This window comes from Brevundimonas sp. ALps5 (genome assembly GCF_058681645.1).
This window is the reverse complement of the sequence record NZ_CM178744.1, coordinates 2,965,818-2,980,619: the sequence shown is the minus strand read 5'-3', so window position 1 is coordinate 2,980,619 and position 14,802 is coordinate 2,965,818. Positions and strand designations below refer to the sequence as shown.

The following is a 14,802-nucleotide window of genomic DNA, read 5'->3' as shown; positions in this document are numbered from 1 at the left end:
GCTAGCCTCCCCTTCGACAGACAAGATCGGCTTGAAGCTGACACCGGTGTCACAGGGAAGGAAGCAGGATGCACAGAACAGCCCTGGGCGGGCTGATGCTCGCCATCATCGTCGCCGCTGGCCAGCCGGTCATGGCCCAGGACACCCTTGTCGGGTTGGGGCCCGTGCGCGGCTATACCGACGTGGTCTTCGACACCACCGCCGAGCGGTACGACATCCTTGTCGATGCCTCCCGGCCCGAGGACGCCGCGGCGCACCGTTACCAGACCCTGCAAGCCGCCTATGCCGCCGCGCCGGAGGGGACGCGCGACCGGCCGACCGTCATCGGGCTGATGCCCGACGTCTATCAGCTGCACGGGACGGAAACCGAGACGGGCCTGACCATCACCAAGGCCAACATCACCCTGATGGGGCTGACGCGCGACCGACGCAGCGTGGTGATCGCCGACAACCGTGGCAACAAGCAGGGGGCGGCCAACAACGGCTTCACCATGATGGTCGATGCCGACGGCTTCTCGATGATCAATCTGACCATCCTGAACTACTGCAACCTCGACTACGACTACCCCGGCGATCCGTCTAAGAGCCTGAAGAAGCGGTCGGACGTGATCACCCAGGCCGTGGCCGTCCAGATGCAGGGCGACCGCCACGTCTATTCCCACGTGGCCATCCTCAGCCGCCTGGACACCATGTTCAACCGGACCAAGCGGTCATACTTCACCCACGCCTATCTGGAGGGCACCGACGACTACCTCGGCGCGCCGGGCGCCAGCGTATGGGAAGACTCCGAGATCAACTTCATTGAGGGCGGCGGCATCCTGTTCGCGGGCGGCACGACCTTCTTCCGCACCCGCTTCCGGGCGACGAAGCCGATGACCTTCTACAAGGTGCCGGTCGCGCCCGTGGCCCTGATCGAGTCGACCCTGCCCGACGTGCCGGTCGCCTGGTTCGGCTGGGCGGCGCCCGAGCGGTCGAGCGAATACTCCCTGACCTACCACACGACCACCGACAGCGGCCGGCCCGTGGACATCCTCGACAGCGTGGTCGGCGAACCCCGCCGGACCCTGACGCATGAGCTGTCGGACGTGGAGGTCCTGGCCTTCAACAGCTTCAACCTGCTGCGCTGGACGCCCGAGGGGGCCGACGACGGCTGGGATCCGGCGGGCTATGTGGCGAAGTACGGGGGACAGACGCCTGCCCTGCCCTGGCGGATCAAGCTGACCGGCGGGGTGTCGCGCGTCCGCACCGGGGAGCCCCCGATCACGGTCGCGGCGGCGGTCTATCCGCCCTCGGGGACGACGCGGGTGCGCTGGATGACGGATTCGCCGCTGGTGCAGCTCAGTGCGACCGAGGGCGACCGGATCAGGGTGACGGCGGACAACCCCACCGAACGGACGCAGACGGTGGCGATCCGGGCCACGGCGGACAACGGCTTCGCCTCGACCGCCTGGATCACCGTCGATCCCGCCTATCGGCCCGCACCGTCGCTGGCCGCGTCGCCGGTGCTGACCCCCACGCCCGGAGGTCTGCGCATCGACTATGACATCGCCCTGCCGCCCGGGCGCGAGGACCAGTCGCTGGTCAGCTGGTTCGCCTGCCCTGACGCCGCCTGCGCCCGCCCGTACAAGATGGCCATCTCACGCGGAGATGCGCCGCTTCGCGAACTGGCGATGCCCACGAGCCTCTCGGGTCAGTATGTGATCGCAAACGTCCAGGCGGCGCACGATCTCAGCCTGCCCGGCCACACCTGGACCAGCCAGCCGACCCGCGTCCCGGTCGAGATGGGTGCCGCCACGGCCGCCGTCGATTTCCGCAGCCTGCCCGACACCACGGTCGAGCGCCGCTGGGAGGGCGACTGGAAGCTGACCGGCGTCTGGACCTCGGAGACGCCCGCCTCGTCCGAAGGCTCGTGGGGCATGCGTGTCGGCGGCGAGGACTCGACGCTCCTCTATGTCGGCCATCCGGAAGCGAGCGACATGGACGTCATCGTTGCGATGGACACCGACAAATACGAGGGTCAGGGCTTCGCCATCCCCGGCTCGCCCAGCGACATTCCGGATGCGACCGGCAAGCGCGGCCCCTATGCCGAGATCCTGTTCAAATACGACCCGGCGACGCGGACCGGCTATTCCCTGCGCTTCTGGCGCTCGACGCGGTCGGCGACGGCGGTGGTGTTCCAGCTCTACCGCATCGTCGACGGCCACGGGACGCCGATGGGCGAGGACCGGCTGACCGGGGTGATCAAGCCGACCACCACCATCCGCATCCGGACGCACGGCGGCGCCGTCGAGGTCACCGGGTCGAATACGAAGGACGGGGAAACCCTGGCCCTGACCGGAACGATCGAACCCAACCGCTTCGGCGGCGCGGGCTTCTTCTGGACCGCCTCGCGGCCCAGCGGCTCGGTGGTGCTGAGGGGGCTGCAGGTCAACTATCCGTAAGGACCGTCAGTCCTTCGACAGCTCCCGCGCCCGCTTGAGGGCGGCGCCGACGGCGGCGGCGACAGCGTCGTCCAGCGCCGCGCCGCCGTTCAGCGCCTTGAGCCCGGCCTCGGTCGTGCCGCCGGGCGAGGCGACGCGGGCGATCAGGGCGTCGAGACTGTCGGACGGCTCGGCCGAGGCGGCGGAGCGCACCGCGCCCCGGGCCAGGGTCAGGGCGCTGGCGGAATCGAGCCCGGCCGCCTCCCCCGCCGCCGCCAGTGACTTCGCGAAGGCGTGGACATAGGCGGGACCCGAGCCGGCGACGGCGGTGGCGACGTCCATCAGGTCCTCGACCGCCAGATCGACGACCTGGGCCAGAGGCGCGAACAGGGCGTGGGCGACGGCCCGGGCGTCATCATCGGCGGACCAGACGGCGGCGATGCCATTCCCTGATGCGACGGCCGTGGTCGGCATGACCCTGGCGACCGGGCGCGACGTCATGGCCTCGCCGATGGCGGCGGCGCGCACCCCGGCCATGACCGAAACGAGGGTGGCGTCTTCCGGCAGGGCGGAAGCCAACGGCTCGACTGCGCCCTTCCAGTAAGCGGGCTTGACCGACAGGACGGCGGCGCGGGCGTTCGTCAGGGCTTCGGACGGCGGATTGACCCGCGCGCCCTTGGCCCGCGCCTGTTCGGCGACGGGCTTCTCGGAGGGTGTGAGAATGATCAGTTCGGCGGGATCGACCGCCCCGGTCAGGAGCCAGCCCTCGACGATCGCCGAGCCCAGCCGGCCGCAGCCGACCAGGACAACGGGCCTGTCGCCAGCCGCCATCAGGCGGTGCCGACGGTCTCGAACAGGCAGGCGTCGATCGCGTCCTGCGGCTTCTTGTTGCCGCGGATCATGAAGTCGAAGGCCGGGTAATAGCGGTCGGCGGTCTCCACGGCGGCGTCGATCATCGACGCGGCCTGGGCCAGGGTCGGACGCTCGCCGTGCGGCAGGGCCAGGGAGTGGCGGAAGACGATCTCGCCGTCCTCGGACCAGACCTCGAAATGGCCCATCCAGGTGCGCTGGTTGACCAGCGACACCAGCTCATAGGCGGCGCCGCGGCGGGCCTTGGACGCGCGCAGGTCGAGCGCACAGCACAGCTGCAGGCAGTCGCCCTCGGGCCGCCAGGCGAACCACAGCTCATAGTCCTTCCAGTCGCCGGCCAGGGCAAAGGCTAGGTCGCCGTCGTCCGTCCTGTCGAAGGGCAGGTTTTCAGCGTTTAGCACGTGTTCCACGACGTCCAGCGGATCGTAGGGAACATCGACCTCCTCAGGCCTCACGGCGTCCATCAATATTCCCCGATCAGCAAGAGAGCCCGGTCGATGGGCCGCGACAGCCGCGACTCATCGATCATGGCGGGACGGTAGACGTGTTCGCGGATTCGGCTCAACCGGCTGCGTCCGAAGCGGGAGTTCCGCCTGTGGACGTTCCCGTGGCAGGCTTCTTCGCCGCCTTTTTCTCCGCCTGCGGAGCACCCTTCAGGGTCGCGATCTCGGCCCGCAGGGCGGCGATTTCGGCCTTCAGGGCGTCGAACTCGTCGCGACGGACCAGGTCCATCTCGGCGGCGACCCGGTCCGTCTGGGCGCGGAAGGCGGCTTTCGCCTCCTCCCCCGCGGCCTGGGCCAGGCCCATGGCGCCGGTCGTCAGCTTGGCGAACTCGTCGAGGATGGGATTGCGGGTCTGCATGGTCGTCTCCGCCCCGGTTGAATCGGCCCGGTTGAATCGGCCCGGGAGTCGTTAATGAGGGTTACTCGATATGGTGAACGAAACCTTTCCGTCCATGCGGCTTATAGCGCCCCCATGGCGGAAATCGACCAGCCCCGAAGCCGCCGCGATTGAGAGGGAAGACGAACAAGGCGACGCTTGCTAAACGGCAGGCCCGAGACTCATGGAGCTGCCCCTCGTGATCTTTCCCGAGTTCGACCCGGTCCTGATCCACCTCGGCCCCCTGCCGATCCGCTGGTATGCCCTGGCCTATGTGGCGGGCATCGTCCTGGGCTGGTGGTATGCGGGCATCCTGCTCAAGAAGGCCTCGCTGTGGGCCCCGCGCCGCCCACCCCTGAGCACGGTCCAGCTGGACGACCTGATCCTGTGGATCACCCTCGGCATCATTCTCGGCGGCCGTCTGGGCTATGCCCTCTTCTACAAGCCGGAAATGTACCTGCACCTGTTCACCGGCCACGGCTGGGGCGAGCGGCTGGAGCTATTCCAGCTCTGGACCGGCGGCATGTCCTTCCACGGCGGTCTTCTGGGCTGCACCATCGCCGTGATCCTCTATTCCCTGCGCAACCGGCTGGCGTTCCTCAGTGTCGGCGACATGGCCCTGGCCACAGCGCCTATCGGCCTCGCCTTCGGTCGCATCGCCAACTTCATCAATGGCGAGCTCTGGGGCCGGGAGACGACCGTTCCCTGGGCCATCCGCTTCTGCAACGCAACCATCGAAAAGACCTATGGCCTGTGCCCCGCCGGAGATGTGCCCCGCCACCCCAGCCAGCTCTATGAGGCGGGTCTTGAGGGCATCGTTCTTCTGTCCATCCTGAGCCTGGCGGTCTGGAAGCTCCGGCTGCTGGCCAAGCCCGGCTATGTCACCGGCCTGTTCTTCCTGGGGTACGGCATCATTCGCGCCTCGCTGGAGAATGTGCGCCAGCCCGACGTCGGCCTGGACCACCTGCCCTTCGGCCTGACCATGGGGATGATCCTGTCTTCCCCGATGATCGTGATCGGCGCCTTGCTGATCTGGAATGCCTGGCGAACGGCTCCGGTCGCAGCCCCGGAAGAGCCCGAACCCGAAGCGGACCCTGAAGCGGAGAAGGTCGCGGCGTGAGCCTGAAGGCCAGCCTGACGCGCGAGATCACCCTGACGGGACCGATGTCGGTCGCCGACTATGTGACCCGCTGCCTGCACGATCCGGCGGACGGCTACTATTCGACCCGGCCCGCCCTCGGCGAAGGCGGCGACTTCATCACCGCCCCCCTGATCAGCCAGATGTTCGGCGAACTGCTGGGCCTGTGGGCCGCGGAGACCTGGCACAGGCTGGGCGCGCCCGAGAAGGTGCGGCTGGTCGAGGTCGGCCCCGGCGACGGGACCCTGATGGATGACGCCCTGCGCGCCCTCCGCCTCGCGCCCGACTTCCTCGAGGCCTGCGACCTGATCCTGATCGAGCCCAGCGCGCCCCTGCGCAAAGAGCAGGAGCGGCGGCTGGCGGGCGCGGACATCTCTCCCCGCTGGCTGAGTTCGCTCAACCAGATCGAGACCGACGCCCCGGTCATCCTGATCGCCAATGAGGTGCTGGACTGTATGCCGGCCCGCCAGTTCGTGAAGACCGACGACGGCTGGTCCGAGCGGCGCGTCGGGGTCACCGACGACGGTCAGGACATCCTGTTCGGCCTCAGCAACATCACCGGCGGCTTCGAAAAGCCCGACTACGACGTCGAGCCCGGCCAGATCATCGAGATTTCCGAGCAGCAGGCCATCTTCGGCCGCGACCTGGCGGTGCTGATGGCCGAGGCCTCGGGCGCGGCCCTGCTGATTGACTATGGCCGCGACAAGCCCGCCCCCGGCGACACCCTTCAGGCCCTGCATCGGCACGCCAAGGTCGATCCGCTGGCCCACCCCGGCGCCGCCGACCTGACCATGTGGGCCGACTTCCCGCGCGTGCTCGAGGCCGCCGTCCGCGCCGGCGCCGACGTGACGGGCTGCAAGGGCCAGGGCGAATTCCTGCGTCTGCTGGGGATCGAGGCCCGCGCCGACCGGTTGATACAGGGACGCCCCCCGGCCGAGGCTGTGATCCGCCGCCAGCTGGACCGCCTGACGGCCGACGACCAGATGGGGACCCTGTTCAAGGTCGCCTCCATCTTCTCGCCGCGCAGCCTGACCGTTCCCGGATTCGAATGATGAGCGACCTGCCGACACCGATCACCCACCCTCTTCTCACGAAGGCCGGGGTGCGCCACGGCTTCTTCACGCGTCAGGGCGGAGTCTCGACCGGCATTTTCGAAGGCCTGAACGCCGGACTGGGCTCCAGCGACGATCCCGCCGCCGTCGCCGAGAACCGCCGGCGCATCGCCGAGGCCATGGGCGGGACGCCGGACGACCTGGCCGCCTGCTACCAGATCCATTCCGCCATCACCCGCGTCGCCGACGGCCCATGGAAGGGCGACCGGCCCGAGGGCGACGCCGTGGCCACAGCAACGCCCGGCGTCATCTGCGGTGTCCTGACCGCCGACTGCGCGCCTGTGCTGCTGGCCGACGCCGAGGCCGGGGTGGTCGCGGCCGTCCATGCGGGCTGGAAGGGCGCGCTCGGCGGCGTGGTCCATTCGGCGGTCGCGGCGATGGGGTCCCTCGGGGCGAAGCCTTCGCGCACCGTCGCCGTGGTCGGCCCCCTGATCGCCCAGACCAGCTATGAGGTCGGCGCCGACTTCGAGGAACGGTTCGCCCATCACGACCCGGGCTCTGAGCGCTTCTTCGTGGTCGGAGACACACCCGACAAACGCCGCTTCGACCTGCCCGGCTTCGTCCTGTGGCGGCTGGAGCAGGCCGGGGTCAGCGAGGCCGCCTGGACCGGCGACGACACCTGCGCCGACGAAGTTCGCTTCTACTCCAACCGCCGCGCCTTCCAGCGGTCGGAGCCCGACTTCGGCCGGTTAATGTCCGCAATCGCCCTATAACTTTAGTTATAAGAGCTTGGCCGTATCCGCGATCCTCGCCCGGCTTGCCGGAAAAAGATCAATCTTTACCGCGCAGGTGTAAAGTTCGCGGGAAAATTGCCACCGCACAACCTGTAGAAACACCTACCGCGACATAAAGACACGGGTAACCAATCGCGTCCTAGCTGACGTTGGGGCAAGCCGTTCCACCCATGGCTGTCCCGGGGGAAGACCATGTTTGCGCGCGCCAGGAAGAAGGACGCCGACCTTGCGGCGGCCACACAGGATCTGCAGGCCCGGATGGCCGCGATCTCCCGATCACAGGCGGTGATCGAGTTCCAACCCGACGGGACGATCCTCGAAGCCAACGAGAACTTCCTGACCGCCATGGGCTATGCCTCCGGCGAGATCGTCGGGCGGCACCACAGCCTGTTCATGGACCCCGCCGAGGCCGCGACCGACGGCTATCGCGAATTCTGGCGCAAGCTGCGCGAGGGCCAGTTCGTGGCCCAGAAATTCCGCCGCCTGGCCAAGGGCGGCCGCGAGGTCTGGATCCAGGCCTCCTACAACCCGGTCTTCGACGCCACCGGCAAGACCATCAAGGTCATCAAGCTGGCGGTCGACATCACCGCCGCTGAACAGGACGCCGCCCGCAAGGAAGAGGCGCGCCGCCACGCCGAGACGACCCAGGACGACCTGGTCCAGGCCCTGGCCGCCTCGCTCGGCCGCCTGGCCGACGGCGACCTGACGACCCGGCTGGAGGGCGACCGCGACGGCGCCCACAAGCGTATCCAGGACGACTACAACGCCGCCGTCGAAAGCCTGCGCTCCGCGCTCGACACGGTCGTGACCAGCATCGCCGGCATCCGCAGCGGCTCCAACGAGATTTCCACCGCCTCCGACGATCTGGCGCGACGCACCGAACAGCAGGCCGCCTCTCTGGAGGAGACCGCCGCCGCCCTGGATCAGATCACCGCCACCGTCCAGCGCAGCGCTTCGGGCGCAAAACAGGCCGCCGGCGCCGCCGGTACGGCCCGCTCCGACGCCGAAACCTCCAGCGCAGTCGTCCGCGAGGCGGTCGCCGCCATGGGCGAGATCCAGAAAAGCTCCATCGAGATCGGCCAGATCCTCAGCGTCATCGACGAGATCGCCTTCCAGACCAATCTTCTGGCCCTGAACGCCGGCGTCGAGGCCGCGCGCGCGGGCGACGCCGGCCGGGGCTTCGCCGTCGTCGCCTCCGAGGTCCGGGCCCTGGCCCAGCGCTCGGCCGAAGCGGCCAAGGACATCAAGGTGCTGATCACCGCCTCCTCGGCCCAGGTCGCGCGCGGCGTTCAGCTGGTCGACGACACGGGCGCGGCTCTGGCCGCGATCGCCGGGCGCGTCGCCGAGGTCGACGGCCTGATCGTCGAGATCGCCGGATCGGCCCAGGAACAGTCCACGGCCCTGGCCCAGGTCAATTCCGCCATCAACCAGATGGATCAGGTCACCCAGCAGAATGCGGCCATGGTCGAACAGGCCACCGCCGCCGCCGCGGGTCTGCGCACCGAGGCTGGCCATCTGGGCGAGCTGACGCGTCGTTTCGACACCGGCTCACAGGTCCCGCAGGCCGCCAATCCGGTTCGCGCGGCCCAGGCTCGTATCGAGGCCTTCGCTTACAGCACTGGGGCCCACAGCACGGGGGCGACACGCGCGCCCGCCGCCCGACCCGCCCCGGCTCAGCCGCGGCCGGCCGCGCCGATCCGCACGATCGGCTCGTCGGCCCTCAAGGCCGACGGCTGGGAAGAGTTCTAGATCGCGCTTCCGCATCACGGGCACACAAACGCCGGCCCCGCGAGGGAGCCGGCGTCGTTCTTTCAGGACCCGTTGAATCAGAAGTAGACGGTCCCGTCGGCCGTGCACCAGCCGACGTGTTCGGAGCTGTAGTAGGCGGTCTGTTCGCCGGTCGTGTACTGGCTGCTGCCGGCCCAGATCGGCGTGTTCCAGCCGCCGTAGCAGACGCCGTAGTTGCGGCCGACCTCCACCGTCCTGGAGGCGTCGCTATAATAGACGACGTCATAGAGCGGCACGTTCGGGTCGGCGAGCGCGGCCGGAGCTCCGGCGCCGACAAGGGCGACCGTCGCGGCGGTCAGGGCGGCAAGACGCAGGGAAAGCTTCATCTCATCCTCCAATGCCTTCCAGACGAAGGCCGGAGAACGATGCCAGAGGTTGCGACGCCGTCAACCCAAGATAGATCACCCTACAGAAACACGCGCTGCGAGCGCAGAGCGGATCAGCCCTCGGCCGGGGTCTCGTCGGCGCTCTGGAAATAGGGCTCGACCACGCCTTGCAGCTTGATGGTCAGCTGGTTGCCCTTGCGGTCCACAGCCTTGCCGGCCGCCAGACGGACCCAGCCTTCCGAGACGCAGTATTCCTCGACGTTGGTCTTTTCCTCGCCCTTGAAGCGAATCCCAACGCCGCGCTGAAGCACATCGGCGTCGTAGAATTTGCTGCTCGGGTTGACCGAGAGGCGGTCGGGGGGCGTGTCGGACATGGTCGGAGGCCTGAAGGCGAAAGAGGAGGCGCGTGCATAACCCCCCTCGCCCGCCCTGCCAACCGGCGAGTGGCTTTCGGCCCCTGCTGCACCGCCCTTACTGGACGGATTGGCGCGGCGCCGTCGGAGCGCTGGCGGCCGGGGCCGAGGCGCCGGCGGCATAGGGTTGGGGGCCGGATGTGGCAGGCGTGGCGGCCGGCTGGCGCGCGGGCGTGCGAGCCGGGGTGCGGGGGCGGTTGGCTGCCGCGCGCGGCGCCTGACGGGCCGGCGTGGCGGCCGGGGTCGCGGCGGGCGTCTGGGTCGCGGGCTTGGCGGCGGCGTTGGCGGGGGTGGTCGCCGGGGCCGCTGCCGGAGCGGCAGGCGTCGTCGCCGGCTCCGCGGCGCTGGCGGCGGCGGCGCGGGCGGCCAGCTGCTGGGCCTCGAAGCGGCGGGCCAGTTTCTCAGTCAGCTCCTGGGCCTTGGCGGGCGGCATCTGGGCCATGACGGCGGCCAGGGTGCGCGGACGCATGGCGGCGGCGACCGGCAGGCGCACATCGTCGGACAGGGTGTTGAAGACGGCGGCGGCCTCACGCGGGCGCATGGCCGAATAGACGGCGACCAGACGGTCGGTCTCGGCCTTGGCCTTGGCGTCGACCTGACCCAGCATGCCCTGAATCTCGGCCTTGATGGCGGTCAGGGCCTGGACCTTGGCGTCCAGCTTCTGCTCGGCGGCGACCATCAGCGGCAGGGTGGTCGAGAAGTCGGCGTCGCGGGCGTCCAGTTCCTTGCGGCGCGTCGACAGCGACTGGATGATCCGCAGCTCGGCCGGAGAAATGCCGGCCTGTTGAGCCAGCTGTTCGGGCGTCAGGGCGCAGACCGGGGCGGGCTTGGGCGCTTCCGTATTGCCTGGAGCCGGAGCGACGGCGCCCGCGGCGTCCTCGGCCCAGGCCTTGGCGCCTTCGAACAGGCCGGGACTTGCGCCCACGGCGCGCACGGCGACCACCCCGCCGATGGCGATGGCGATGAGCGGCAGGAGGCGAGGAACTTTGGCCATCGTCTTACTCAGTCTTTCAAACTCGTCCCTCAAGTCGCCGAGCGCCGCGCGCAAGGCATAGGGACACTAAAATGGATCAGGCCGCGAAGAGGTCGTTGTCCAGACTACGCCGGGCCTTGTTGAGGCTCTGTTGCGCGGTTTGGTTAGCGGTCAGCGCCGACATGATGGCGCTGACGTTGTCGCGGGCCGGGGACGGCGGCGCGTTGCGGGCCGCGTTCAGACCCGAGATGCGCTCGGCCAGGGCGGCCATGCGCAGGGCGCGGTCCTCGTCGTCGGGCAGGCCGTCGATCAGGGGATTGCGGGTCGTCAGGGTCGCGGCGGTGGCGCGGACAGGCTCGCGGACCGGTTCACGCACGATCTCGGGCGCGCGCGCGAGCTCCGGCGCGCGGACGGGTTCCGGCGACGGCAAACCGCGCGACTGGCGGGCGACCAGAACCTCCAGCTCCTGCTTCAGGGCGCGGGCCTTCAGGATGCGGTCGTGCAGCATGTCGGCTTCCTCACCCGCCGTGCTCAGGGCCCGCAGGGCGTTCTCGGCGCGGCCGGCGGCCTGGTTCAGCTCGGTCACCGCGCCGGCGAAGGCCAGCTGTCCGGCGCGCAGGGCGGTCAGCTTCTTCTCCAGACGGATGCCGTAACCGATGGCGGCGACCAGCAGCAGCATCAGGAAGGAGTCGAGAACGATGCCGATCATGAGCGTTTCACCCGGGTCAGGCTGCTCGCGACCTCGACGCTGATGGGCGCCTCGACGCGAACGGCGATGTGCTGGCCCTTGCGGCCCATTCGGCCCGTCGTGACCGGAATCGGGCCGCAACGGATCGAGATGTCGCTATCGGGAGTCGCGTTCAGCATGAAGGTGTCGCCGACCTTCAGATTGAGAACCGTCGACAGGGGCGCCTGCTGCTCGTCCAGAACCGCGCGGACCTCGGTATCGGTGGTCCAGAGCTCGGTGGCCAGGTGGCCTTCCCAGATGTTGTCGCGGCCGAACTTCTCACCCATGAACTGCTGCAGCAGCATCTTGCGGATGGGCTCCAGCGTCGCATAGGGCAGCAGCAGCTCGACCCGACCGCCCCGGTCTTCCATGTCGATGCGCAGCTTGACCAGGATGGCGGCGTTGGCCGGGCGCGCGATGGCGGCGAAGCGCGGGTTGGTCTCCAGACGGTCCAGATTGAAGTGGACGGGCGTCAGGGGCTCGAAGGCGGCCTGGGCGTCGGCCAGAATGACCTCGACCATCCGCTGCACCAGCACCCGTTCGATGGTGGTGTAGGGTCGGCCTTCGATACGCAGGGCCGCCGTGCCTCGACGCCCGCCCAGCAGGACGTCGACGATCGAGTAGATCAGGTTGGAATCGACCGTCAGCAGGCCGTAGTTGTCCAGCTCCTCGGCCCGGAACACCGCCAGAATGGCCGGAAGCGGGATGGAGTTCAGATAGTCGCCGAAACGGATCGAGGAGATGTTGTCCAGCGACACCTCGACGTTGTCGGAGGTGAAGTTGCGCAAGCTGGTCGTCATCAGCCGCACCAGGCGGTCGAAGACGATCTCCAGCATCGGCAGACGCTCGTAGGAGACGAGCGCGGAGTTGATGATGGCCCGGATGCCGGTCCGTTCGGAACCGTCGTCGTCGCCGAGGTCGAAGCCCAGCAGGCTGTCGATCTCGTCCTGGTTCAGGACGCGCTCGGAAGCCGCCGAGCGGAACTCGTCTCCCAGACCGGCGTCGGCGAAATCCGTGTCGCTCATTACTGGATCAGCATCTTTTCGATCAGGACGGCGTCGACCTTGCCGGGCGCCGCGATCAGGTTGACGCGGCGCAGGATCTCGGCGCGCAGCTGGTAGCTGCCGGCCGAACCGGCCAGGTCCTCGGGGCGCAGCTCGCGCAGGAAGCCCTGGAACATGTCCTGCATCCGGGGCATCTGCTCCTGCAGGCTGGCGGCGAGGTCGGCGTCCTTCATCTCCAGCGTCAGCTTCAGTTGCATATGGGTCGGACGGCCGTCCGGCGACTGGATGTCCACCAGCAGGTCCGGCAGGGTGAAGAAGGTGACCCCGTCGGGCCCCTCGGCGATCACGCCCAGCGACGGATCGGCGGCGGCCTCGCCCTCGCCGCCCTTGGCTTCGCCGTGGCCGCCCTTCTTCTCTTCCTTCTTCGCGCCGTGCCCTCCGGCCTTCTCCTCGCCGTGTCCGCCGGCGGCCTCGCCGTGCTCGCCCTCGGCGGCGGCGTCGGCCTTGGGCTGCATCATGACGAAGGCGGCCGCGCCGCCGCCGCCCAGGACGACCAGGGCCGCGACCGGGGCGATGATGAACAGCAGGGGCAGCTTCTTCTTGGCCGGCTCGCCGTCGACCTCATGACCGTGCGCCACGGCGATGTCGGTCGCCGCATCTTCGGGCGGCCCCTTCTTCTTGCCAAGCTTCAACATGCGTCCGACGCCCCGGAATGATTCCAGTCTCCAGATGCGGCCAGTTTGGTTAACGCGAGATTGAAATCCGGCAAATCCTGCCGGGCGCCAGAGCCTGAAAACCCGCCAAAAGCCCGCCACGCCTGCATTAACCCTGTTGGCACGGTCATTGCGTGGGGCCTTAACGAAGGAGCCCGCCCACCGTGGAAAACGCCGCCTACATCGGATTGTCACGCCAGATGACGTTGCGCCGCGAGCTGGACATCGTGGCGAACAACATCGCGAACGCGAACACGACCGGCTTCAAGGTCGAGCAGCTGCTCGTCGGGACCGAGGTCGGCGCCCGGGCGCGCAACGACATGGTCAAGCCCAGCGCCAGCTTTGTCCTGGACAACGGCGTCGGCCGCGACTTCGGCCAGGGCGCCCTGCAGCAGACCGGCCGCGACCTGGACTTCGGCATCGAGGGCGAAGGCGCCTTCTTCACCGTCAACGACGGGACCGCCGACGCCTACACCCGCGACGGCGCCTTCACCCTGGACCCGACCGGCAAGCTGGTCACCAAGGGCGGTCTGGCCGTTCAGGGCGACGGCGGCGACATCATCCTCGATCCCGCCAAGGGCGCCCCGGTCGTCGGCGAGGACGGCACCATCAGCCAGAACGGCGCCCTCGTCGGCCGCCTGACCCTGGCCCGCTTCGACACCCTGGCCGCCCTGTCGAAAGACGGCGACGGCCTCTACCGCAACCGTTCCAACGCGACCCCGATCAACGCCACCGGCGCCAAGATCCATCAGGGCTCGCTGGAGGGTTCCAACGTCAATCCCCTGGTCGAGATCACCTCCATGATCGAGATCAGCCGCGCCTACGAACAGGCGACCAGGATGATCGATAACGTCAATGACCTGTCCAAGCGCGCCGTCGAGCGCCTTGGCCGGTCGAGCTAGGAGGGCCGTTAGATGCGCGCTCTGAGAACCGCAGCCTCGGGCATGGCCGCCCAACAGCTGAACGTGGAAGTCATTTCCAACAACATCGCGAACATGAACACGGTCGGCTACAAGCGCCAGCGGGCCGAGTTCCAGGACCTGATGTATCAGAACGTCGAGCGGATGGGCGCGCAGTCGTCCAGCGCCGGCACCGTGGTCCCGACGGGCATCCAGGTCGGCCTCGGCGTCAAGGCGGGCAGCGTTTACCGGATCACCGAACAGGGCACGCCGAGCCGCACCGACAACCAGTACGACGTCGCCATCGACGGCCACGGCTATTTCCAGGTCACCCTGCCCTCGGGCGAGATCGGCTATACCCGCGCCGGCAACTTCTCCCTGAGCCCGGAAGGCACGATCGTCACCGAGGACGGCTATGCTGTCGAACCGGCGATCACCATCCCCCAGAACGCCGTCGACGTGATCATCTCCAAGACCGGCGAGGTCTCGGCCAAGATCGACGGCCAGGTCGCCCCGCAGGTCGTCGGCCAGCTGGAAATCGCCAACTTCTTCAACGAAGCCGGTCTGGAAGCCATCGGTGACAACCTGCTGATGGAAACCGCGGCCTCGGGTCCGTCCAATGTCGCGGCGCCCGGCCAGCCGGGCTTCGGGCAGCTTCTGCAGGGCTACACCGAATCTTCGAACGTCGATGCGGTCAGCGAGATCTCGAGCCTGATCGTGGCCCAACGCGCCTACGAAATGAACTCCAAGGTCATCTCGACGGCCGACAGCATGATGTCGGTCGCCAACCAGGTGAAGAACTAAGC

General features: G+C 68.5%; 16 protein-coding genes. 7 read left to right on the top strand and 9 right to left on the bottom strand.

Translation table 11 applies throughout. The annotated features are described in order from the left end of the window. Positions 1-68 precede the first annotated feature (68 nt). Positions 69-2,441, top strand: a complete 2,373-nt coding sequence (locus ACW172_RS14140) for a pectinesterase family protein (RefSeq protein ID WP_492032074.1) — start codon at positions 69-71, stop codon at positions 2,439-2,441. A 6-nt stretch (positions 2,442-2,447) separates the two neighbouring features. Here the strand turns inward: ACW172_RS14140 and ACW172_RS14135 are convergent, their stop codons facing one another. The 3 genes from ACW172_RS14135 to ACW172_RS14125 form a co-directional block, all read right to left on the bottom strand. After that, entirely contained in the window at positions 2,448-3,251 is an 804-nt protein-coding gene (locus ACW172_RS14135; protein WP_492032073.1) for a pyrroline-5-carboxylate reductase family protein, read from the bottom strand. Beyond that, a complete protein-coding gene (locus tag ACW172_RS14130) occupies positions 3,251-3,754 on the bottom strand; it encodes a type III secretion system chaperone family protein (protein ID WP_492032072.1) in 504 nt (167 codons plus the stop codon). Before ACW172_RS14130 ends, ACW172_RS14135 begins: the two co-directional genes overlap by 1 nt. Positions 3,755-3,851: 97 nt before the next feature. Continuing rightward, positions 3,852-4,151, bottom strand: a complete 300-nt coding sequence (locus ACW172_RS14125; protein WP_492032071.1) for an accessory factor UbiK family protein — start codon at positions 4,149-4,151, stop codon at positions 3,852-3,854. A 217-nt stretch (positions 4,152-4,368) separates the two neighbouring features. Here ACW172_RS14125 and lgt point away from each other — a divergent pair, with 217 nt between their 5' ends. The 4 genes from lgt to ACW172_RS14105 all read left to right on the top strand — a co-directional run bounded on the left by lgt (position 4,369) and on the right by ACW172_RS14105 (position 8,902). After that, complete coding sequence (lgt, locus tag ACW172_RS14120; protein WP_492034985.1) at positions 4,369-5,289, top strand: prolipoprotein diacylglyceryl transferase; 921 nt, start codon at positions 4,369-4,371, stop codon at positions 5,287-5,289. Then, on the top strand, positions 5,286-6,359 hold the full coding sequence (locus ACW172_RS14115) for a class I SAM-dependent methyltransferase (RefSeq protein WP_492032070.1): 1,074 nt from the start codon (positions 5,286-5,288) through the stop codon (positions 6,357-6,359). Before lgt ends, ACW172_RS14115 begins: the two co-directional genes overlap by 4 nt. Then, on the top strand, positions 6,359-7,132 hold the full coding sequence (pgeF, locus tag ACW172_RS14110; RefSeq protein WP_492032069.1) for a peptidoglycan editing factor PgeF: 774 nt from the start codon (positions 6,359-6,361) through the stop codon (positions 7,130-7,132). Before ACW172_RS14115 ends, pgeF begins: the two co-directional genes overlap by 1 nt. A gap of 213 nt (positions 7,133-7,345) precedes the next feature. After that, positions 7,346-8,902, top strand: a complete 1,557-nt coding sequence (locus ACW172_RS14105) for a methyl-accepting chemotaxis protein (protein ID WP_492032068.1) — start codon at positions 7,346-7,348, stop codon at positions 8,900-8,902. A gap of 77 nt (positions 8,903-8,979) precedes the next feature. On the opposite strand, the gene ACW172_RS14100 is transcribed toward ACW172_RS14105, so the two are convergent. From ACW172_RS14100 to ACW172_RS14075, 6 genes are all read right to left on the bottom strand, one after another. Then, the gene (locus ACW172_RS14100; protein ID WP_492032067.1) at positions 8,980-9,267 is read right to left on the bottom strand and encodes a hypothetical protein; all 288 of its coding nucleotides are present in this window, start codon (positions 9,265-9,267) and stop codon (positions 8,980-8,982) included. A 113-nt stretch (positions 9,268-9,380) separates the two neighbouring features. Next, a complete protein-coding gene (locus ACW172_RS14095) occupies positions 9,381-9,641 on the bottom strand; it encodes a DUF3297 family protein (protein ID WP_492032066.1) in 261 nt (86 codons plus the stop codon). Between the two features lie 97 nt (positions 9,642-9,738). Beyond that, positions 9,739-10,674, bottom strand: a complete 936-nt coding sequence (locus ACW172_RS14090) for a MotE family protein (protein ID WP_492032065.1) — start codon at positions 10,672-10,674, stop codon at positions 9,739-9,741. A gap of 76 nt (positions 10,675-10,750) precedes the next feature. Further along, positions 10,751-11,362 (bottom strand): DUF6468 domain-containing protein, encoded by a 612-nt coding sequence (locus tag ACW172_RS14085; protein ID WP_492032064.1) that lies wholly within the window; start codon positions 11,360-11,362, stop codon positions 10,751-10,753. Then, positions 11,359-12,405, bottom strand: a complete 1,047-nt coding sequence (fliM, locus tag ACW172_RS14080) for a flagellar motor switch protein FliM (RefSeq protein WP_492032063.1) — start codon at positions 12,403-12,405, stop codon at positions 11,359-11,361. The genes ACW172_RS14085 and fliM overlap by 4 nt, the downstream gene beginning before the upstream one ends. Beyond that, positions 12,405-13,079, bottom strand: a complete 675-nt coding sequence (locus ACW172_RS14075) for a flagellar basal body-associated FliL family protein (protein WP_492032062.1) — start codon at positions 13,077-13,079, stop codon at positions 12,405-12,407. The genes fliM and ACW172_RS14075 overlap by 1 nt, the downstream gene beginning before the upstream one ends. A gap of 182 nt (positions 13,080-13,261) precedes the next feature. Here ACW172_RS14075 and flgF point away from each other — a divergent pair, with 182 nt between their 5' ends. Together flgF and flgG are read left to right on the top strand one after the other, a co-directional pair. Next, complete coding sequence (gene flgF, locus ACW172_RS14070) at positions 13,262-13,999, top strand: flagellar basal-body rod protein FlgF (protein ID WP_492032061.1); 738 nt, start codon at positions 13,262-13,264, stop codon at positions 13,997-13,999. A gap of 12 nt (positions 14,000-14,011) precedes the next feature. Next, on the top strand, positions 14,012-14,800 hold the full coding sequence (flgG, locus tag ACW172_RS14065; RefSeq protein ID WP_492032060.1) for a flagellar basal-body rod protein FlgG: 789 nt from the start codon (positions 14,012-14,014) through the stop codon (positions 14,798-14,800). The last annotated feature ends 2 nt before the right edge of the window (positions 14,801-14,802 follow it).

Excerpts from the sequence above, each read along its gene's own strand:
- ACW172_RS14140 (WP_492032074.1), top strand. The coding sequence starts at position 69 with ATGCACAGAACAGCCCTGGGCGGGCTGATGCTCGCCATCATCGTCGCC.
- ACW172_RS14130 (WP_492032072.1), bottom strand. The coding sequence starts at position 3,754 with ATGGACGCCGTGAGGCCTGAGGAGGTCGATGTTCCCTACGATCCGCTG.
- ACW172_RS14075 (WP_492032062.1), bottom strand. The coding sequence starts at position 13,079 with ATGTTGAAGCTTGGCAAGAAGAAGGGGCCGCCCGAAGATGCGGCGACC.
- ACW172_RS14085 (WP_492032064.1), bottom strand. The coding sequence starts at position 11,362 with ATGATCGGCATCGTTCTCGACTCCTTCCTGATGCTGCTGCTGGTCGCC.
- ACW172_RS14125 (WP_492032071.1), bottom strand. The coding sequence starts at position 4,151 with ATGCAGACCCGCAATCCCATCCTCGACGAGTTCGCCAAGCTGACGACC.
- fliM (WP_492032063.1), bottom strand. The coding sequence starts at position 12,405 with ATGAGCGACACGGATTTCGCCGACGCCGGTCTGGGAGACGAGTTCCGC.
- ACW172_RS14090 (WP_492032065.1), bottom strand. The coding sequence starts at position 10,674 with ATGGCCAAAGTTCCTCGCCTCCTGCCGCTCATCGCCATCGCCATCGGC.
- pgeF (WP_492032069.1), top strand. The coding sequence starts at position 6,359 with ATGAGCGACCTGCCGACACCGATCACCCACCCTCTTCTCACGAAGGCC.
- ACW172_RS14095 (WP_492032066.1), bottom strand. The coding sequence starts at position 9,641 with ATGTCCGACACGCCCCCCGACCGCCTCTCGGTCAACCCGAGCAGCAAA.
- ACW172_RS14100 (WP_492032067.1), bottom strand. The coding sequence starts at position 9,267 with ATGAAGCTTTCCCTGCGTCTTGCCGCCCTGACCGCCGCGACGGTCGCC.
- ACW172_RS14105 (WP_492032068.1), top strand. The coding sequence starts at position 7,346 with ATGTTTGCGCGCGCCAGGAAGAAGGACGCCGACCTTGCGGCGGCCACA.
- flgG (WP_492032060.1), top strand. The coding sequence starts at position 14,012 with ATGCGCGCTCTGAGAACCGCAGCCTCGGGCATGGCCGCCCAACAGCTG.
- ACW172_RS14135 (WP_492032073.1), bottom strand. The coding sequence starts at position 3,251 with ATGGCGGCTGGCGACAGGCCCGTTGTCCTGGTCGGCTGCGGCCGGCTG.